Source organism: Corynebacterium sp. UMB9976 (assembly GCF_030212265.1).
Classification (GTDB): domain Bacteria; phylum Actinomycetota; class Actinomycetes; order Mycobacteriales; family Mycobacteriaceae; genus Corynebacterium.
Window position 1 is genome coordinate 85,367 of sequence record NZ_JASODY010000002.1, and the last position, 19,316, is coordinate 104,682.

Sequence of the window (19,316 nt, forward strand, 5' to 3'; positions counted from 1 at the left end):
CTTCGCACGCAGGGCGACGATCCCTGGAATCAAACCTGGCCAGCGAACCGAACACAGGGGTGTTGCCAACACCGAGTCGCAGGGAAGCTGGAAATTCAGGGCCAGGTTCCGAAATGCAGAACGCGGCCGGGTTCCCGTCGAGGGATCCCGGCCGCGGTCTTAAAGCGTGTGAACGCTTAAGCGTTTAGTGGTCGTCGCGAGCGACACCGTACTGGAGGTTCATCATGACAGAGCCCCAGATCAGGAAGATTGCGCCTGCCACGATCAGCCAAAAGTGGAAGAAAGCCAGACCGTAAGCAATCAGCATGACTGCGATGGTCAGCTGCAGCGGCCAGATGGAGCCGGCGGAGAAGAAGCCCAGCACGCCAGCGCCGTCCTCAATCTCAGCCATCTCCCAGTCAGATGGGCCGATGTCGGTCTTGTTATCGGTCAGGTGCAGGTACACCGCCAGCATCAGGGACAGCAGCAGGGCCAAGGTCAGGCCGGTGACACCAGCCCACTCGGTACCCATCACGCGGTTGGTCTCGACCAGGTACTTGGTACCCAGGATGTAGACCACGTCCATGACCAAGAAGAACAGGGCGAGGCCGTAGAAAAGCTTTGCTCCGGAAGTCATCTTTTCCTCTTTCTCTAGTTAGGAACTCGCGCGGTGCCCTTAGGCGGCGTTGCGGTCCGTCATGTTCTCGCCGGCCTCACGGGTGCCCGTGCGGTCGGAAACGAATGGGTGGGTAGAGGTGGAGTACGGAGCTTCACCGATGGACTTCAGAGCCTCGGAGTTCGGAGCCTCCGGGTTGTCCTGACGGAACTTGATGTAGTCCGCGAACTTCTCCGGAGAGACGACACGCAGCTCGAAGTTCATCATGGAGTGGTAGGTACCACACATCTCGGCACAGCGACCGACGAATGCTCCCTCTTCCTTGATCTCGGAGATCTGGAAGCGACGCTCAGACTGGTTAGCCTCCGGGTGCGGGAACACGTCGCGCTTGAAGAGGAACTCTGGGATCCAGAAGGAGTGAGCAACGTCCGCGGAAGCGAGGTTGAACTCGATCGCGGTGTTGGACGGAACAACCAGGACCGGGACCTCGTCGGTGGAGCCGACGGTCTCAATCTTGTTGAAGTTCAGGTAGCTGTAATCTTCCTTCGAACGGCCGTGGATCGGGCCGACACCGTGGTTGGTGTTGGAGCGGATCTCGTACTTGGAGTCCTCAGCGCGCTGCTGAGCCTCCTTGTCGACGCCCTCGTAGTCCTGGCCGCCCAGCAGCTCGCCGTTGATCTCGCCGTAACCGAACTTCCAGTTCCACTGGTAGCCGGTGACGTCGACCTTGACCTTCGGGTCCTTGTCCAGCGCGGTAACGCTGTCCTGGGTCTGGACGTTGAAGAAGAACAGGACCATGACGATCAGGACCGGGAGGGTGGTGAGCACCAGCTCGAGCGGGACGTTGTAACCCGTCTGACGTGGGAATTCTTCGTTGTCACCACGGCGGGAGCGCGCCTTGCTGGAGTAGCGACCCATGACGAAGAACATCAGGGCCCACATGATGATACCGATGATCCAGGCAGCTACCCAGACCCAGACCCAGTAGTTGCCCATCTGCTCAGCCTCCGGGGTGATACCCATCGGCCAGCCCATGCGGAGAGCATGGAAAAAGCCGTTCTCCGGGGGCGCGACGTTACAACCAGCAAGGGCGAGGCCGGACAGGCCGAGCGTCCCTGCCATAGCAATACGGCGAGTCATACCGTGCACTTTTCGCTGTTCCACGCGATTATGCCTTCCTCGTTCACACGTTCATAGCCTTGGGTTTTCGGCGTTATCGCTCGTGGTGAGCGCACGCTTGTTGCGCCCAAGACTGCTTCACTAGAGAACTTTAGACCATATACAGCGAATTGCCACTATTCGTTGCGGTGGGTGCCACATTTTGGGGGTTTCCTGTGAGCCCCTCCCCCCGTCCGGGGCAACTTGCCCGTTTTCCGCCCCGCGCGCCAGCTAGGACGAGCGCCCCCGAGCGCGTAGTTTGTAGTCTAACCGACCTGGCTCGCGGCCGCTTCTGCTCCGCGCGTCAGTTTATATAGTCCCCGATGATTCAGGAGTAGTAAAGCACCCTATGTGTGGCCTACTTGGTTTACTGTCCGCCGACGGCACTGCCAACACGTTCACCGACCCGGTCGCTGAGGCGCTGCCGTGCATGCGTCACCGTGGTCCGGATGATAGCGGCACCTGGAACGACGACGATGTGGTCTTCGGCTTCAACCGCCTGTCCATCATCGACCTGGAGCACTCCCACCAGCCGCTGCAGTGGGGGCCAGCGGATCAGCCGAACCGCTACTCCATGACCTTCAACGGCGAGATCTACAACTACGTCGAACTCCGCGAGGAGCTCCAGAGCTTGGGTTATTCCTTTAATACCAGCGGCGATGGCGAGCCGATCGTCGTTGGTTTCCACCACTGGGGTGCCGATGTGGTCAACCACCTGCGTGGCATGTTCGGCATCGCGATCTGGGATTCGGTGGAGCGCCGCCTGTTCCTCGCTCGCGATCCGTTCGGCATCAAGCCGATGTACCTGGCGTCGACCGACAAGGCGACCGTCTTCTCCTCAGAGAAGAAGTGCATCCTTTCCCTTGCGGACGCCATCGGCCTGAACCTCGATCTGGATTCCCGGGCTATTGCTCACTACACGGATCTGCAGTACGTCCCTGAGCCGGAGAGCCTGCACAAGAACATCTTCCGTCTGGAGTCTGGCTCCCGCGCATTCGTGACTCCCCCGGCGGAGGGCGCGCAGGGCGGCTGCACCATCGAGGAGGAGCGCTACTTCGAGCCGAAGTTCCCGGTGGCTAAGGTGCCGGCGGGCGGCGAGGACGCCCTCTTCCAGCGCATCGCCGAGGCCCTGGAGGATTCCGTGGCCAAGCACATGCGCGCGGATGTCACGGTGGGTTCCTTCCTTTCGGGCGGCATCGACTCCACGGCCATCGCCACCCTGGCGAAGCGCCACAACCCGGATCTGCTGACCTTCACCACCGGTTTCCAGCGCGAGGGTTACTCCGAGGTGGACGTCGCGGCGGAGTCCGCTGCAGCGATCGGCGCAGAGCACATCGTCAAGGTGGTCAGCCCGGAGGAATTCGCCGACGCGGTGCCGAAGATCATGTGGTACCTGGACGACCCGGTTGCCGATCCGGCCCTGGTTCCGCTGTACTTCGTGGCAGCCGAAGCCCGCAAGCACGTGAAGGTCGTGCTCTCCGGCGAGGGCGCGGACGAGCTCTTCGGTGGCTACACCATTTATAAGGAGCCTTTGAGCCTCGCCCCGTTCGAGAAGATTCCTAGCCCTATTAATAAGGTGCTGGCGAAGCTGGGCGACGCACTGCCAGACGGCGTGCGCGGTAAGTCGCTGCTGCAGCGCGGCACGATGTCCATGGAGGAGCGCTACTACGGCAACGCCCGATCCTTCAACTACGAGCAGTTGGAGCGCGTGCTGCGCGAGGTCCGCCCCGAGTGGGACCACCGGGAGGTGACCGCCCCGATCTACGCAAAGTCGAAGGACATGGATCCGGTGGCCCGCATGCAGCACCTGGATCTGTTCACCTGGCTGCGCGGGGACATCCTGGTCAAGGCGGACAAGATCACGATGGCGAACTCCCTGGAGCTGCGCGTCCCGTTCCTGGACAAGGTCGTTTTCGACGTCGCGGAAACCCTCCCGATCGATATGAAGATCTCCCACGGGACGACGAAGTACGCGCTGCGTAAGGCGATGGAGCGCATCGTTCCGGAGCACGTGCTCAACCGCAAGAAGCTGGGCTTCCCAGTGCCGATCCGCCACTGGTTGGCCGGCGACGAGCTCTACGGCTGGGCGAAGAAGCACATCGAGGATTCCCAGACGGATCACATCTTCAACAAGGCCGAGGTGCTGGCGATGCTCGAGGAGCACCGCACGGCGATGAACTCCGGTTCCGGCCCGGATCACTCCCGCCGCCTGTGGACGGTGCTGGCGTTCATGATCTGGCACGGCATCTTCGTGGAGAAGCGCATCGACCCGGGCATCAGCGAGCAGGATTACCCGGTGAAGCTCTAAGGCCACGCTCTTAGGCCGCTGGGCCTGGGGCGGGAAGCCCGCGCCCTAGGCCCAACTTCCCCCGGGCCCTAGCCTGTGACCCCTGCCAAGCCCTGGGACCTCACCGCTCGCTAGCCCCTGTTGGGCTCCTTGCAACAAAAACGCCGCGGCACCCACTCGACGTGGGGCCGCGGCGTTTCGCCGTCCTGCCTCTTTTGCTACCCCGCAGCCGCGGGGTTAAGGGCCTTTCTTCGGCTTAGGAGAAGGAGTCGCCGCAGGCGCAGGAGCCCGAAGCGTTCGGGTTGTCGATCGTGAAGCCCTGGGACTCGATGGTGTCCGCGAAGTCGATCTTCGCGCCCATCAGGTATGGGGCGGACATGCGGTCGACGACCAGGTTCACGCCCTCGTACTCGTCCTTCAGGTCTCCGTCCAGGGAGCGGTCATCGAAGAACAGCTGGTAACGCAGGCCAGCGCAGCCACCTGGCTGGACCGCGATGCGCAGTGCCAGGTCGTCGCGACCCTCCTGGGCCAGCAGGGAGCTTGCCTTGGCCACAGCGGCGTCGGTCAGCTCAACACCCGTGACCTTCTCTGGGGCAGTCATATTTCCTCCTCATTAAGGATGGTTTCGATGCTCGTTTAGGTTACTCGCGAAGCGGTGCGAATTCCACAAGCTCGCGCTCCGTCCTCCCGTACAACGAACGTTGCCGCGAAACTATTCCATCCTTTTGATAGCCCCCTGATTCTGCTCTAGCCTAAGAGGCGTGAAAAAGTCGCGTAAGAAGAGCACATCCACCTCCGCTGCCGCCAGCACCGCCGCAGCATCCGCCGAGGCCACCCCAGAGGCTGGGGACAAGCAGCCTGCCAACAAGGCCTTCACCCCGCCGAAGGGTCGGCCGACCCCGAAGCGTAACGAGCAGGAGCGCCAGGCCGGCGTGCGCCGCGGCCCATACCAGGGCCCCGAGACCCCGGCCGAGGCCCGCAAGCGCCGTAAGGAGCTCAAGGCCTCCATGTCCAAGGAGGAGTACAAGGAGCTCAAGGCCAAGGAGCGCCGGGAGCGCGAGGCCGAGCGCCGCCACATTAACGAGCGCATGATGGCCGGCGACGAGCGCTACCTCATGGACCGCGATAAGGGTCCGGAGCGTCGCTTCGTTCGCGACTGGGTGGATTCGCACCGCTACCTCGGCAACTACTTCATGCCGATCGCGCTGGTCGTAGTCGTGATCATGGTGATCGGCCTGCGCAACCCGATGCTGGCGAACACCGCCTCCCTGGTGATGTTCGGCATCCTGATCCTCATGGTCATCGAGGGCATCATCCTTGGCCGCAAGGTCAACCGCCTGGTGCGCGAGAAGTACCCGGACACCACGCTGGGTAAGTTCGGGCTGGGTATGTACGCCTTCGGCCGCGCGACGATGATCCGCAAGATGCGTAACCCTGCCCCGCAGGTAGAGATCGGCGAGGACGTTCGCTAAATGGCAGTGGACTTCACGGCCGTGGAAGCAGTCGATCCGACGCGTGTTGCTGAGGCGACCCGGCGGCTGGAGGCGACGACGATGGCTGCTGGTGGCGGCCGCGCGAGCTTGGGGGAGCTCGCCGCCTGGGGTGGCTGGTTGGCGGCCTGCCAGGGCCGGGAGCTGCCCGCCGCGCTGGAGCGCGTGACCTTGGCGGTCGTCGCGGGTAGGTCTTCAACGACGCCCAGCGTGTCCGTTCTCCCCGAGGACTCCCTTTCTCAGGTGGGCGAGCTGTATTCTTCGGGTCGCTCCCCCGTCGCCGCCGCTGCGGTGGCACAGGATGTTCGGGTGGAGTTTATCGACGCCAACGCCGCGGCCACCGATCAGCTTTCCACCGAGCAGGCCTCCCCTGGGGCGGAGCCCGGCATCGAGGAGTGGCTGGCGGCCGGTGCGGCCTTCGCGGATGCGGAGGCAGATAAGGGCACGGAGCTGCTGCTGCTCGGCGACTTCGGCCCGGGCACCACGACCGCGGCCGCGACGATCATCGGCGCGATCTGCGGGATCGAGCCGGTGAAGGTGATCGGGTGGGGCTCAGGCATTGATGACCAGGGCTGGCGGCGCAAGGTCGCCCAGATTCGCGACGGCATGTTCGCGGTGCGGGATGTGCGCACGGAGCCCCGCGAGATCCTCGCCCGGGTGGCCGCGCCGCATATCGCGGTGCTGACCGGGATCCTCGCGCAGGCCGCAATCCGCCGCACCCCGGTGATCCTTGAAGGCGCAGGCTGTGCGGCGGCGGCACTGTGCGCGCAGATGCTGGCCCCCACCGCTCGCGACTGGTGGCAGCCTGCCTCCCCCGGCACGGAGCCGGCAATCGTGCCGGCGCTCGGCGCCTTGGGGCTTAGCCCGATCCTGCCGACTGGAATCGGTCTGGGTCAGGGCGCGGGCACGCTGCTCGCGTTGCCGCATCTGCGCCTGGCCACGCAGTTTGCCGAGGGCGGGGCCTAAAACTGCACTCCCCTGATCAGCGCCCTGCCTAGCAACGCTTCAGGCCCCAGCGCCACCGAAAGTGAACTAGCCCCCGAAAGTTGGCTTGTTTCACCCTAGACGGTACGGAAACCTGCTCCTCACTAGTTGGTAGTTGATAACTCAGGCCAACTAATGGGGAGCAGTTCGTTTATTTAGCAGAGCTTTTTCGGTTTATAATTCGCCTAATCGCGACAGCTAGCAGGTTGAAAGGGGTGCAAAGCAGCGCTATTCCCACAAAGGCAAAAACAACCCCAATTCCTTCTTGGGATGATATTCCAAAGGCTGCATCGAACGCGAAAGCTGTGCCAAAACCTGAGCCTGTAAGAAGGGCTATAATGAGAGATTCCTTGACGGACCTGTAGTTAACATATGCAATGATGCTCGATCCGAGTATCAGGGAAATTCCGCAACCAATAATCTGCCATTTAGGGAAGTGATTAGGCGCGCCATATAGAAAAAACTCTTCAATGCTTGATCCCGGAGACCATGAAAGCCAGGCTGCAGCTGACAGAATTCCAACAAGAAAAGATGCAACGGGTGCCTTATATGGAAGTCGTGAGTTCTGAGCACTTTCAGGAACATGCCTGTTTATTAAAACGTAAACTACTACGGTGGGAACTAGCACCAAGATAAAGGCGGCCCAAAGGAATTGCCGAGGGTGAAAATTTCCAATCAGCATTGCGTCCCCAATCAAAGATTATCGCTGTGAAATCCTGTAACAACAACCCAGTAGGTATCTCTGAAGTCTCTGCATCCGTACCGTCGTGGGTCTGGGCCACTATAAACATTTGTGCAGATAGTTTCCATGTCGCGCCAGAGTTTGTTATTACAAGACCCGTACCCGATACCTATTCTATCCATTTCATCCATACAAATATCATGTCTAGCGCAACCGCCACTGAATTCAGCATTTTGTCCAGGGGAAGGGAATTGGTCTGGTGAGTTGGTGCAGTAGTCATGACGACCGATGCCAACCCAGTCCTTACTTCCGTCAATACAAGCCCAGTAGTCGTACTCTGATGGGATAGTAACACCGCCATATTGATCCTGAGTAGAGTCGGGGATCGGGCATCTGCTCACAGATCGAGCAAACGTTTGGGGCGTTATGCCAGATGGTAGCGCTTGATCAACCGGAAGAGTCAGGCCTCTTGATTCAAGCAGTTCGAGTGCGAATTTGTTGATGATCTTTCCATTAACAAGCGACTCCCCTGAAGAATCAATGACAGCCCTAGCATCGAGTGGTTTTTTAGAAAAATCCTGTTTAACTAAAACTGGTGCTTCGGGATCTTGCTGCGCTGAACCTGTCGGGTACCCCCATTCTGACTTTTCGTACCCCCTGAGTGACCAAATGACGAGTGGCAGCCCTCGCACTTCATGCGCGCCGTGTTGTGGGTGCCAGTAGATCTTTCCGTCTACGAAGTTACTAAACCGCCCGATACCGTCAGGAGTTATTGTTTCATCACCTGTGGGGTAGCCTAGCGGGCCTTTCTCCGCTCCGGTGTGAACCCACTTGTTGTAGATCGCGCCGCGTATTGTGGCTAGGCCCGCCAGTGAGCCGTAGATGTGGCCGTGTTCGAAGGATTGCTTACGCCCGATACCATCAGACAGGCCAAATTCGTCGGTAGTGGGGTAGCCCAGCGGGCCACGCTCCCATCCGGTACGAGCCCAGGCGACAGAAAAGTGCGTGGTGATCGGATGAGCGCCGGTATTAGGGTGCCAGTAGATGAACCCGTTGACGAACTCGTTACGACGCCCTACACCATCGGGGACCTTCAACTCGTCAGATTTTGGCCACGTCAGGAAGCTTCGCGGCCCACCGAGAGAATCATATTTCTCGCGAATCTTTCCGCAGACCTTAAACGGGCTGGGCCAGTACGTCCGGCACGTATCGACGACGGCAAAATTCTGAGGCCGAGAGCGCGCCTGCGTGGCCTGTTCTTCAGCTTCTTGAACTTCGGCGCGGTTGGCTTGTTCTTTAGTGAAACCGCCGGGAATTTCCTCCTTATCGGAACGCATCTGTCCCGGAGTGACCTTGCTCTTGGGGTTGGTGGTAGGGTGCCAGTTTTTGCCCGCTTGGTTATCGACGGTGTTGTCATCGAAGCCTGGTTCTGCCGGTTCGAGATCTTCGCGCCCGGGGGCGACGTAATCGGCGTTATTTGCGGATGGTGTGCTGGCAGCTGCCGGTGGCTGTGCGGACTGAGACTGCACAGCGGGAGTGAAACCGATGCTGAGGGTGAGGGTGAACAGGAGGGTGGAGATAATGCGAGATGGTCTGGCCATGGTGGGTCATCTTTCGATGTGATGAATGGGTAGAAATGACCCTAGCGCGCGATGGCTACTTTAGGGCAGAAAACCACTTAACAGCTAGGAAATCTTACAAAAATGCAGGAAGAATCCTAAACGTATTAAGCCTGGATTTTTCTGACAGCGCTATTCCTCGCTATATCTGTTCTTTTTATATATGGAACATGTGAACGGCCGAGGGTGCGCTAGCCCCCTTCCGAAACTTGGACTTGTTAAATCCTAGTCGGTTAGGAGCTCAAGGGGCTGATTCCGATATTGCATTGGAGTCAGGCCCTTGAGTCGTTGTTGGATGCGTGCAGTGTTGCACCACTTACTGCTCGCGCTAATCTTCGCGCGGCGAACTTCGCGCGCTCAACGAAAAACTGCTCCTCACTAGTTGGTAGCTGATAACTCAGGCCAACTAATGGGAGCAGTTCAAAGACGGTTGCCGGGGCCTCAATCTCTCTCCACCGCCGCGCGAGGCGCCTACGGAGCTAGTGCGTTATTGCAGGCGCGCTACTGCAGGTCCTCAGCCGGAACCAGGGTATGCAGCCAACCGTGCTTATCCTCCACGGCACCGCGCTGGATGCCCGTGAGGTGGTCGCGCAACCGCATGGTGACCTCGCCGGTCTGGGCACCGTTGATGTCGTACTCACCACCGGCGTACTTGACGGAGCCCACCGGGGTGACCACGGCCGCAGTGCCGCAGGCCAGCACCTCGGAAAGCATGCCGGAGTTCGCGGCCTGCTCCCATTCCTCGATGGAGATACGGCGCTCGTTGACGTTGTAGCCGAGGTCCCGGGCGACCTGGATCAGGGAGTCGCGGGTCACGCCCGGCAGCAGGGAGCCGGAGAGCTCCGGAGTGATGACCTCGGCATTCTCGCCCTCGCCGAAGACGAACATGAGGTTCATGCCGCCCATTTCCTCGACCCACTTGCGCTCAACGGCGTCCAGCCATACGACCTGGTCGCAGCCCTGCTCGGCGGCCTGGGCCTGTGCCATGAGGGAACCGGCGTAGTTACCGGCGCACTTCGCAGCCCCCGTGCCGCCGGGCGCGGCGCGCACGTACTCGGTGGACAGCCAGACGCTGACCGGCTTGATGCCGCCGGTGAAGTAGGCGCCCGCCGGGGAGGCGATGACCATGTAGGTGTAGGTCTTGGATGGCTGGACGCCCAGGTGAACGTCCCGGGCGATCATCAGCGGGCGCAGGTACAGCGCGGCCTCGCCGCCTGCGGCTGGCACCCACTCGTGGTCGATGGCGACCAGCTGCTTCAGAGACTCGAGGAACAGCTCCTCCGGCAGCGGGGCCATGCCCAGGCGCTCGGCGGAACGGGCCATACGCTGGGCATTCTGCTCCGGGCGGAAGGTGGCGATGCTGCCGTCCGGCTGGCGGTAGGCCTTGATGCCTTCGAAGATGGCCTGGCCGTAGTGGAAGACCATGCTGGCCGGGTCCATGCTCAGCGGACCATAGGGCTCGACGCGGGCGTTGTGCCAGCCGATCTCCTCGTCGTAGTCGATGAGGACCATGTGGTCGGTGAAGTGGACACCGAAGCCCGGGTTCTCAAGGACCTTGGCGATATCCGCCGAGGAGGTGCGGTTCTCGTTCGGCGTGACGGTGAAGCTCAGATTGGTGTTTGGTGCGGTGGTGTTCGGTGTGCTGTCGCTCATGGCTACAACCATAGTTCCTCGAAAAATTGTGAGTACAGTTGATGGCGCATTAGTGAGTTTTCGCATTGCGAAAGGATTGATTTTCGATCATGACCACCCAGCCAGGCCAGCCGATCGCGCTGGATCCCGCCCAGACTTATTCCGCCCTGCCGAACCGTGGCACGATGCCGGCGATTGACCTCGTCGCGGAGGTTCCGGCAGACGCGGAGGTGGACACGCTCATCGTTCCGGTGTTCCAGGGTGCCAACGGCCTGGAGTTGGCCGCCACGGGTTCTGGCCTGTTGAGCAAGGAGCAGGAGATCACCCTGTGGCGCGTGCTCACCAGCGTGGGTGCGACTGGCAAACGCGAGGAGCTCACCCCGGTTCCGGGCGAGCTGCTGGCGACCGAGGGCACTGCCCCGGCGGCCAAGATCCTGGCGCTGGGCCTGGGCGATATCGACGAATCCACGGACGAGGACATCCGCGAGCTCGCGGGCGTGGCCTCCCGTGCTGCGGGCCTGGGTTCCAAGGTCGTGTCCAGCCTCGGCCTGATTTCCCCGGAGGCCGCGCTCGTCGGTCACGCGCTGGGTGGTTACCGTTTCGCTGGTTTCAAGGGCGCTTCCGCCAAGGACGCCGCTGGTCAGGACGTTTCCGCTAAGGACGACGCCGACGCGTCCGACTCCCCCGCCACCATCACGGTGCTCGCCCGCGAGGCCGACGCCGCCCTGCTGGCCCAGGCTCAGGTTGACGCCGCCGCGGTGGCGCTGGCCCGTGACTTCGTGAACACCCCGGCGAACTTCCTGTACCCGGAGACCTATGCCAACACGATCCGCGAGATCGCTGAGGCCGTGGGGCTGGGCGTCGAAATCCTGGATGAAAAGGAGCTGGAGGAGAAGGGCTACGGCGGCATCGTCGGCGTCGGTAAGGGCAGTGAGCACGCCCCACGCCTGGTGCGCCTGACCCACGAGCCGTCCGCGGATAACGAGGCACCGCAGGTCGCCCTCGTCGGCAAGGGTGTGACCTTCGACACCGGCGGTATCTCCCTGAAGCCGGGCGCGAATATGTGGGACATGATTTCGGACATGGGTGGTTCCGCGGCTGTCGTCGCCACGATGGTGGCGGCCGCGCGCCTGGACCTGCCGATGAAGGTCATCGCCACGATCCCGTTGGCGGAGAACACCCCGAGCTCCACGGCGACCCGCCCGGGTGACGTGCTGCGCCACTACAACGGTCTGACCACCGAGGTGCTGAACACGGACGCCGAGGGCCGCCTGATCCTGGCGGATGCGATGGCGCGCGCCTGCGAGGATGAGCCGGATTACCTCATCGAGACCGCGACCCTGACCGGCGCGCAGATGGTGGCGCTGGGCAACCGCACCCCGGGTGTCATGGGTTCCATCGCCTTCCGCGACAAGGTGGCGGAACTGTCCCAGGAGATCGGCGAGAACGGTTGGGCTATGCCGCTGCCGCCTGAGCTGGGCGAGGCGCTGAAGTCCGATGTGGCTGACCTGCGCAATATCTCCGCCAGCCGCTGGGGTGGCATGTCGGTGGCCGGCCACTACCTGGCTAACTTCGTGACCGAGGGCGTGGAGTGGGTGCACATCGATATCGCTGGCCCGGCGTATAACACCGAGGGCGCGTTCGGCTACACCCCGAAGCGCGGCACGGGCGTGCCGGTGCGCACGATCCTGGCGACCCTGCGCCACCTGGCAGGGACCACCAAGGAGGGCTAAGCCCAAGCCCTGGCCCTCCCCTCGGCAAGAACTGCCCGGGGCTAGGGTTTCTCCCCCCCCCGGAGGGCTAGGAGCCCTCTTCCGAGCGGCGCGCCTGTTCCATGCGGGCTCGCCGTTCGCGCTGTTCGAGGCGCTTTTTGATCAGCCGGTCGCGCTCGATGCGGTCGCGCATGCGCTGCGGGTAGCCGGTCTCTTCGGCGAAGTAGAGGGGGATGTTGAGCTTCTTCGCGACCACGTCGATGCCCTTCGGCCCGCCGATCTTGCGGCGCGTCCAGTCGCCGGAGCCATCAACGAGAACGACCGACATCTCGTTGATGAGGGTCTCGGGTTCCACGAAGCCCTCCACCCCACCTGCCTGTCCGCCATGTTGCGCGGACCAGGTGCTCAGGTACTCCAAATCACGTGCGCGGATGGTGTCTCCGGGCGCACGCGGCGGCTTGGTCTGATTCTTGCTGGATCGGCCAAAAAGATTGAACACAAGTAGCCATTCTAGGCAGTCCGGTTCTCGGTCGGGGTTGGGTGCGTCGAAAGTTGCTTGAGAGCGTACAATTGTTGAGTAACTGGTCTTTAAAACTCGACCACAGCTAGTTTTCGCGTTTCAAGAGGAGCTTCAACACCATGGCGCAGTCCGTCGAAATGCCCGAGTTGGGCGAATCGGTCACTGAGGGCACCATCACCCAGTGGCTGAAGAAGGTTGGCGACAAGGTAGAGGTGGATGAGCCTTTGCTCGAGGTGTCCACCGACAAGGTTGATACCGAGATCCCCTCCCCTGTTGCCGGCGTTCTGCTGAAGGTAATGGCCGAAGAGGACGACACCATCGAGGTCGGTTCCGTCATCGCTGAGATCGGCGAGGAGGATGAAGCTCCTTCCTCCGATGACGAGGGCGACGACTCCTCCAACGAGGACGAGGCTGCGGACAGCTCCGACGAGGAGGCTGCTGAGGAGTCCGAGGACACCTCCTCCGACGATTCTGCTTCCGAGGGTTCCGGTGAGGGCGAGGACGTCACCATGCCGGAGCTCGGCGAGTCCGTCACCGAGGGCACCATCACCCAGTGGCTGAAGTCCGTCGGCGACAAGGTCGAGGTCGACGAGCCACTGCTCGAGGTGTCCACCGACAAGGTCGACACCGAGATCCCATCCCCGGTCGCAGGCACCCTGGTCGAGATCCTCGCTGAGGAGGACGACACCGTCGAGGTCGGCGACGTCATCGCCCGCATCGGCGACGGCGAGGCTAAGCCGGCCAAGAAGGAAGAGCCGAAGGCTGAGGAGCCGGAGGAGACCGAGGACGAGGACGAGGACGCTGAGGATTCCTCCGAGGACACCTCCTCCGATGAGTCTTCCGACGATTCCGCTTCCGAGGGTTCCGGTGAGGGCGAGGACGTCACCATGCCGGAGCTCGGCGAGTCCGTCACCGAGGGCACCATCACCCAGTGGCTGAAGTCCGTCGGCGACAAGGTCGAGGTCGACGAGCCACTGCTCGAGGTGTCCACCGACAAGGTCGACACCGAGATCCCATCCCCGGTCGCAGGCACCCTGGTCGAGATCCTCGCTGAGGAGGACGACACCGTCGAGGTCGGCGACGTCATCGCCCGCATCGGCGACGGCTCCGGCAAGCCTTCCAAGAAGGAAGAGCCGAAGAAGGAGAAGTCCGAGGACAAGTCTTCCGAGAAGGCTAAGGCGAAGGACGAGCAGAAGTCCGAGAAGAAGGACGACTCCAAGCAGGAGCAGAAGTCCGAGAAGAAGGACTCCGGCAAGGACAAGGCCGCGGCCGCCCGCGAGGCTGCACGCGAGAAGGCTGCGGAGACCACCGCTCGCCCGAACGTCGCTGACCGCGGCGAGAAGTCCGGCTCCGCTGGCGAGCCGTCCGGCGATAACCTGCCGTATGTGACCCCGCTGGTCCGCAAGCTGGCCGAGAAGAACAACGTGGATCTCTCCAAGGTCACCGGCACCGGCGTTGGCGGCCGCATCCGCAAGCAGGACGTCCTGGCCGCCGCCGAGGGCGAGGACATCACCACCGGTGCGAAGACCAACCTGCCGGCCGGCCCGCGTGCGTCCGCGCACAAGGTCGACCCGGATAAGCAGGAGCTGATCGGCACGACCCAGAAGGTCAACCGCATCCGCGAGATCACGGCACGCACCACCCTGGAGTCCCTGCGCAACTCCGCGCAGCTGACCCAGGTCCACGAGGTCGACATGACCCTCGTCGCCGACCTGCGCGCGAAGTCCAAGAAGGCTTTCCAGGACGCCCACGGCGTGAACCTGACCTTCCTGCCGTTCTTCGCGAAGGCTGCCGTCGAGGCGCTCATCTCCCACCCGAATGTCAACGCGTCCTACAACGCTGAGACCAAGGAGATGACCTACCACGACCGCGTGAACCTGAGCATCGCGGTGGACACCGAGGACGGCCTGCTCTCCCCGGTCATCCACGATGCGCAGGACCTGAGCCTGCCGGAGCTGGCGAAGGCCATCGCGGACATCGCGGACCGTGCGCGCAACAAGAAGCTGAAGCCGAACGACCTGGCCGGCGGCACCTTCACCATCACCAACATCGGTTCCGAGGGTGCCCTGACCGACACCCCGATCCTGGTTCCGCCGCAGGCAGCCATGGTCGGCACCGGTGCGATCGTGAAGCGCCCGGTCGTCCTCACCGAGGATGAGAACGAGGCCATCGCGATCCGCGACATGGTCTTCCTGCCGCTGACCTACGACCACCAGGTCATCGACGGCGCCGACGCAGGTCGCTTCATGTCCACCCTGCGCGACCGCCTGGAGAAGGGCGACTTCGAGGAGGACCTGGAGCTCTAAGCTCCTTCCTCCCTGGGGCTGTAAGCCCCGCCCCCTACACGGTGGCGCTGGTTGATGGCAGCGCCCCGCGCGGAGGATAACGCCCGCGGGTAACTAGCTGTCACTAGCCCCGCAGCATTCAGACCCCTGAGCCTCAAGGCTTGGGGGTTTTGTGCTGCGCGCTACACTTGGCAAACATGGGCTTTCAAACCGGCAGTATCCGCATGGACTCCACCCCGATCGAGGTCAACGAGCTCGGGACCGTGGACTACGAAGAGACCTGGCATCGCCAGGCAGATCTCGCCGTCGAGCGCGCCGCGGGGAAGATCGGCGACCAGCTGCTGATGCTGGAACACCCGTCGACGTACACGGCGGGTAAGCGCACGGAGGACAGCGACCGGCCGGATAACGGGCTGCCGGTGGTGGACGTCGACCGTGGTGGTCGCATCACCTGGCACGGTCCCGGCCAGCTGGTTGCCTACCCGATCATCAAGCTGGCCGACCCGGTGGACGTGGTGGACTACGTGCGCCGCCTGGAGGAAGCACTGATCCAGACCTGTAAGGACGTGGGCCTGGAAGGCACCGGTCGCGTCGAGGGCCGTTCTGGGGTGTGGCTGCCCGCCGGCGTGGTGGGCGGCGAGCTGAAGCCCGCCCGGAAGATCGCAGCGATCGGCATTCGTGTCACCCGCGGGGTGACGATGCACGGGGTGTCCCTGAACTGTGACAACACGATGGAGTACTACGGGCACATCGTGCCCTGCGGCATCGCCGATGCCGGGGTGACCACGCTGTCCGCGGAACTGGGCCGGGACGTCACCGTCGAGGAGTGCCGCGAAGCGCTGGAGAAGAACATCGTGGCTGCCCTCAACGGCGAGCTGGCGGTGCACAAGGACTAGCCCCAGCGCTGGCCATGCCGGTGATGTTTGGGCAGGTCAGCCCGCACGCCGAGATTGTTAGCAATCATCGGGGGACCAGCGTAGGGTGGACTCTATGACTGTCAGCGCTAACGGACGCCGGATGCTTCGCATTGAAGCTAAGAACTCGCAGACCCCCATCGAGGCTAAGCCCCGCTGGATCCGCACCACCGCGAAGATGGGCCCCGAGTATCGGGACATGAAGAACCGCGTGACGGGCATGAGCCTGCACACCGTATGCCAGGAAGCTGGCTGCCCGAATATCCACGAGTGCTGGGAGGACCGCGAGGCCTCCTTCCTCATCGGCGGCGACACCTGCTCCCGCCGTTGCGACTTCTGCCAGATTAAGTCCGGTAAGCCCACTCCCCTGGACCGCGACGAGCCGCGGCGCGTGGCGGAGTCCGTCCGCGAGATGGGTCTTAAGTACGCCACCGTCACGGGCGTGACCCGCGACGACCTGGACGATGAGGGCGCCTGGCTGTACGCGGAGGTCGTCCGCAAGATCCACGAGCTGAACCCGAACACGGGCGTGGAGAACCTCACCCCGGACTTCTCGAATAAGCCGGAGCTGCTGCAGATCGTGTTCGAGTCCCAGCCGGAGGTCTTCGCCCACAACCTGGAGACCGTGCCGCGCATCTTCAAGCGCATCCGCCCGGCCTTCAAGTACGAGCGCTCCCTGGAGGTCATCCGTGCGGCTCACGATTACGGGCTGATCACGAAGTCCAACCTGATCCTGGGCATGGGCGAGACCGAGGAGGAAGTCGTGGAGGCCATGCGTGACCTGCGCGAGGCGGGCACCGACATCCTCACGATTACCCAGTACCTGCGCCCGACCTCCATGCACCACCCGATCGAGCGTTGGGTGCGCCCGGAGGAGTTCGTGGCACACTCCGAGGCTGCTTATGACATGGGCTTCCCGGCTGTCATGTCCGGCCCGCTGGTTCGCTCCAGCTACCGTTCCGGCCGCCTGTACGCGCAGGCGATGCGCGCCCGTGGCCGGGAGATCCCGGAGAACCTCTCCCACCTCAACGAGAAGCTAGACGGCTCCACCCAGCAGGAGGCCACCAACCTGCTGGATAAGTACGGCGCTTCCGAGGAGACCCCGGTCGCTTACCGCTAGGGAAACCCAGCGATGTAGCGCTAAAGATAATCCTGCGGCGTACCGCTAGCGCGAGAAGCGTTGAGACGCGCGTAAGGCTTCGCGCCTTGCGCGCGTTTCTTTGTTTTTCGCTGCATGTTCTATCCTGGAGCACATGGCTAAGGACATCCGCGAGAAGGAAAACAAGAAGGCAGAAAAGGCCGCCAAGCGCGCCGCCCGCAAGGAGCAGCGCGGTCAGCTGTGGCAGGCCTTTAAGCTGCAGCGGCAGCGCGATAAGAAGCTGATCCCGCTGATGCTGGTGGGCTTTTTGGTGCCCGTCGTGCTTCTGCTTCTGCTTTCCACTGTGTTCGGCTGGTGGTGGCTGAACCTCATCGTGGGTATCCTGCTGGGCATCGCCGTGGCGGTGTGGGTGTTCACCCGCCGCCTGCAGAAGGGTGTCTACGAGCAGATTGAGGGTGAGGCCGGCGCTGCCGCCTGGACCTTGAGCAACCTGCGCGACGGCGTGGGCATGAAGTGGATTGTCGAGCCGGGCATCGCGCAAAACACGAACCTGGATGCCGTCCACCGCGTCGTCGGCACTCCGGGCATCGTCCTGGTCGGTGAGGGTGATTCGAACCGTGTGAAGCAGATGATCGCCCGCGAGCGGAAGAAGATCGCCCGCATCGCTGGCAACGCCCCGATCTACGACGTCGTCGTCGGCGATGGTGAGGGCGAGGTTCCGGTCCGTAAGCTGCAGAACCACCTGATGCGCCTGCCGCGGAACATTAAGAAGAACGAGGTCGATGCGCTGAACTCCCGCATCGATTCGATTTCCCGCCTGCAGTCCCCGATGGCGAATATGCCGAAGGGTCCGCTGCCGAAGGGCGGACAGATGGCCGGCATGAACCGCCGCGCCCGCCGTGCTGCACAGCGTGGCAAGAAGTAAAACTTAAGATATTTAGCGCTCAACCGGCCGCACTCTGTGGCCGGTTTTTGCTTGGAGATTTGGGATTAATTTGTGGAATTAACGAACATCGGGATCGTCATGCTGATGAACATGCTCGGCGTGATGACCCCTGGACCAGACCTGTTCCTGGTGCTACGGATGGCCTCCCGCTCGCGGAAGCATGCCTTCGCGGCGATCGGCGGGATCGTCACGGCCCTGATGTTCTGGTCGACGCTGGCCGTGACCGGCGCGAGCGCGCTGCTGAATAAGAAGCCGTGGATCCTGGATTATCTGCAGATCTTCGGTGGCCTGTGGTTGGGTTATATGGCCTTTAGCCTGCTGCGGCAGGTGCGGGAGTACTACCGCACGCGGGTGGGGGCGAACGCTGATCTGGTGATGCCCCCGGGCTTGGGCTCGCCGCGTGCTGCCTACCGTACGGGCGTGGCGACGAACCTCTCCAACCCGAAGGTCGTGCTGTACTTCACGGCGATTCTGGCGCCGTTCCTGCCGGTGGGCGCGCCGTGGTGGGTCTCTGTGGTCTATGTGGTCACCATCATGGCCTCGGCGGCGATTGTGTTCAGCCTGATCGCGCTGTTTGTGTCGACGCAGCGGGTGCAGTCGCGGTTGCTCTCCGTCTCCCACCTGATCGACTTGGGTGCGGGGCTGTTCTTCGCCGTGGTCTCGGTGACGTTGCTGTACAACGGCCTGACCGGCCTGTTGGGCTAGTTCATCGGCGCCGGCGACTCGGTTTCGACGCCGCCGGGGCTCCCCCTCCTGGGCCCCGCAGCCAGCCCCTCTTTCTTGCGGTCCCCCGGTCGCTTTGCCTCCTATGGCCGCGCGGTCCGCGGCCCTGTTTCCCTTTTCTCGGGAGGGGCTAGCGGGTCTTGATGACGCCGGTTTGGGTCACGCGGTCGTGCAGCCCGCGGCCGTCGGTGTCCTGGACAACGGGCGGGAACATGAAGATGGTCAGCAGGATGCGCACGAAGGAGCGCCAGAGACCGACGCGCTGGGTGGCGTCGTCGAGGCGGGCGACACCGATGCCCATCACCGCGTGGCCTGGGGTCTGGGCCAGCAGCCAGACGGTGAGCAGGCGCATCAGCACGAAGACCAGCATGGTGAGGGTGGACAGGCCACCGAACTTTGTGGTCTGGGTGGTGATGAAGAACGCGATGCCCATGCTGAGGAACCAGTCGATGAGCAGCGCGATCATGCGGGGCATCAGCGGTGAGAGCGAGCCGGGACCGTCCTTGGGCAGGCCGATGGCCTCGCCCGGGTATGAGCTGAGTTTGTTCGGGTCTTCGTTTTGGCCGGGCAGCTGGGGGCCTTCGAGCCAGGAGCGCTTCTGAGTCATGATGGTTTTGAGCCTATCCAAGCGCGGGGGGGGGAACAATTTCCCGCACCCCTGCTGGGCTTA

The 19,316-nt window shown here is 62.7% G+C and carries 17 protein-coding genes and 1 pseudogene; 9 read left to right on the forward strand and 9 right to left on the reverse strand.

Going from position 1 to position 19,316, the window contains the following annotated elements:
* Nucleotides 1–184 precede the first annotated feature (184 nt).
* The gene (ctaF, locus tag QP140_RS02045) at nt 185–616 is read right to left on the reverse strand and encodes an aa3-type cytochrome oxidase subunit IV (protein ID WP_284757830.1); all 432 of its coding nucleotides are present in this window, start codon (nt 614–616) and stop codon (nt 185–187) included.
* A gap of 39 nt (nt 617–655) precedes the next feature.
* Nucleotides 656–1,759 (reverse strand): aa3-type cytochrome oxidase subunit II, encoded by a 1,104-nt coding sequence (gene ctaC / locus QP140_RS02050; protein ID WP_070757789.1) that lies wholly within the window; start codon nt 1,757–1,759, stop codon nt 656–658.
* Between the two features lie 343 nt (nt 1,760–2,102).
* On the opposite strand from ctaC, the gene asnB reads away from it, so the two are divergent.
* The gene (gene asnB / locus QP140_RS02055) at nt 2,103–4,061 is read left to right on the forward strand and encodes an asparagine synthase (glutamine-hydrolyzing) (protein ID WP_284757832.1); all 1,959 of its coding nucleotides are present in this window, start codon (nt 2,103–2,105) and stop codon (nt 4,059–4,061) included.
* Between the two features lie 235 nt (nt 4,062–4,296).
* Here the strand turns inward: asnB and QP140_RS02060 are convergent, their stop codons facing one another.
* Nucleotides 4,297–4,641, reverse strand: a complete 345-nt coding sequence (locus tag QP140_RS02060) for a HesB/IscA family protein (protein ID WP_012360489.1) — start codon at nt 4,639–4,641, stop codon at nt 4,297–4,299.
* Between the two features lie 160 nt (nt 4,642–4,801).
* Here QP140_RS02060 and QP140_RS02065 point away from each other — a divergent pair, with 160 nt between their 5' ends.
* Both QP140_RS02065 and QP140_RS02070 read left to right on the forward strand, forming a co-directional pair.
* Nucleotides 4,802–5,512 (forward strand): DUF3043 domain-containing protein, encoded by a 711-nt coding sequence (locus QP140_RS02065; RefSeq protein WP_284757835.1) that lies wholly within the window; start codon nt 4,802–4,804, stop codon nt 5,510–5,512.
* A complete protein-coding gene (locus QP140_RS02070; protein WP_284757836.1) occupies nt 5,513–6,496 on the forward strand; it encodes a nicotinate-nucleotide--dimethylbenzimidazole phosphoribosyltransferase in 984 nt (327 codons plus the stop codon).
* A gap of 169 nt (nt 6,497–6,665) precedes the next feature.
* On the opposite strand, the gene QP140_RS02075 is transcribed toward QP140_RS02070, so the two are convergent.
* From QP140_RS02075 to QP140_RS02090, 4 genes and pseudogenes are all read right to left on the reverse strand, one after another.
* Nucleotides 6,666–7,142 carry a hypothetical protein gene (locus QP140_RS02075; RefSeq protein WP_284757837.1) on the reverse strand — a complete coding sequence of 159 codons (477 nt, stop codon included), beginning with the start codon at nt 7,140–7,142 and terminating at the stop codon, nt 6,666–6,668.
* A 65-nt stretch (nt 7,143–7,207) separates the two neighbouring features.
* Complete coding sequence (locus tag QP140_RS02080) at nt 7,208–8,797, reverse strand: LGFP repeat-containing protein (RefSeq protein ID WP_284757838.1); 1,590 nt, start codon at nt 8,795–8,797, stop codon at nt 7,208–7,210.
* Nucleotides 8,798–9,040: 243 nt separating this feature from the next.
* Nucleotides 9,041–9,130: pseudogene (locus tag QP140_RS10395) on the reverse strand (IS3 family transposase); the annotation flags it as partial.
* Between the two features lie 186 nt (nt 9,131–9,316).
* Nucleotides 9,317–10,480, reverse strand: coding sequence for a branched-chain amino acid aminotransferase (locus QP140_RS02090; protein ID WP_284757840.1), 1,164 nt, complete (start codon nt 10,478–10,480; stop codon nt 9,317–9,319).
* Nucleotides 10,481–10,557: 77 nt separating this feature from the next.
* Between QP140_RS02090 and QP140_RS02095 the strand changes: the two genes are divergently transcribed.
* Entirely contained in the window at nt 10,558–12,180 is a 1,623-nt protein-coding gene (locus QP140_RS02095) for a leucyl aminopeptidase (protein WP_284757841.1), read from the forward strand.
* A 67-nt stretch (nt 12,181–12,247) separates the two neighbouring features.
* Here QP140_RS02095 and QP140_RS02100 read toward each other — a convergent pair whose 3' ends face one another.
* Nucleotides 12,248–12,658 (reverse strand): hypothetical protein, encoded by a 411-nt coding sequence (locus QP140_RS02100; RefSeq protein WP_284757843.1) that lies wholly within the window; start codon nt 12,656–12,658, stop codon nt 12,248–12,250.
* 140 nt (nt 12,659–12,798) lie between these two features.
* Between QP140_RS02100 and sucB the strand changes: the two genes are divergently transcribed.
* The 5 genes from sucB (at nt 12,799) to QP140_RS02125 (ending at nt 18,628) form a co-directional block, all read left to right on the forward strand.
* A complete protein-coding gene (gene sucB, locus QP140_RS02105; protein ID WP_284757844.1) occupies nt 12,799–14,985 on the forward strand; it encodes a 2-oxoglutarate dehydrogenase, E2 component, dihydrolipoamide succinyltransferase in 2,187 nt (728 codons plus the stop codon).
* 176 nt (nt 14,986–15,161) lie between these two features.
* Nucleotides 15,162–15,860, forward strand: a complete 699-nt coding sequence (gene lipB / locus QP140_RS02110; RefSeq protein ID WP_284757845.1) for a lipoyl(octanoyl) transferase LipB — start codon at nt 15,162–15,164, stop codon at nt 15,858–15,860.
* 94 nt (nt 15,861–15,954) lie between these two features.
* Nucleotides 15,955–16,998, forward strand: coding sequence for a lipoyl synthase (gene lipA / locus QP140_RS02115; protein WP_012360497.1), 1,044 nt, complete (start codon nt 15,955–15,957; stop codon nt 16,996–16,998).
* Nucleotides 16,999–17,131: 133 nt separating this feature from the next.
* Nucleotides 17,132–17,902: a DUF4191 domain-containing protein gene (locus QP140_RS02120; RefSeq protein WP_284757847.1), complete on the forward strand. Its 771-nt coding sequence runs from the start codon at nt 17,132–17,134 to the stop codon at nt 17,900–17,902.
* Between the two features lie 72 nt (nt 17,903–17,974).
* Nucleotides 17,975–18,628, forward strand: a complete 654-nt coding sequence (locus tag QP140_RS02125; RefSeq protein ID WP_284757849.1) for a LysE family translocator — start codon at nt 17,975–17,977, stop codon at nt 18,626–18,628.
* 148 nt (nt 18,629–18,776) lie between these two features.
* Here QP140_RS02125 and QP140_RS02130 read toward each other — a convergent pair whose 3' ends face one another.
* Complete coding sequence (locus tag QP140_RS02130) at nt 18,777–19,253, reverse strand: RDD family protein (RefSeq protein ID WP_187441041.1); 477 nt, start codon at nt 19,251–19,253, stop codon at nt 18,777–18,779.
* Nucleotides 19,254–19,316: the final 63 nt, after the last annotated feature.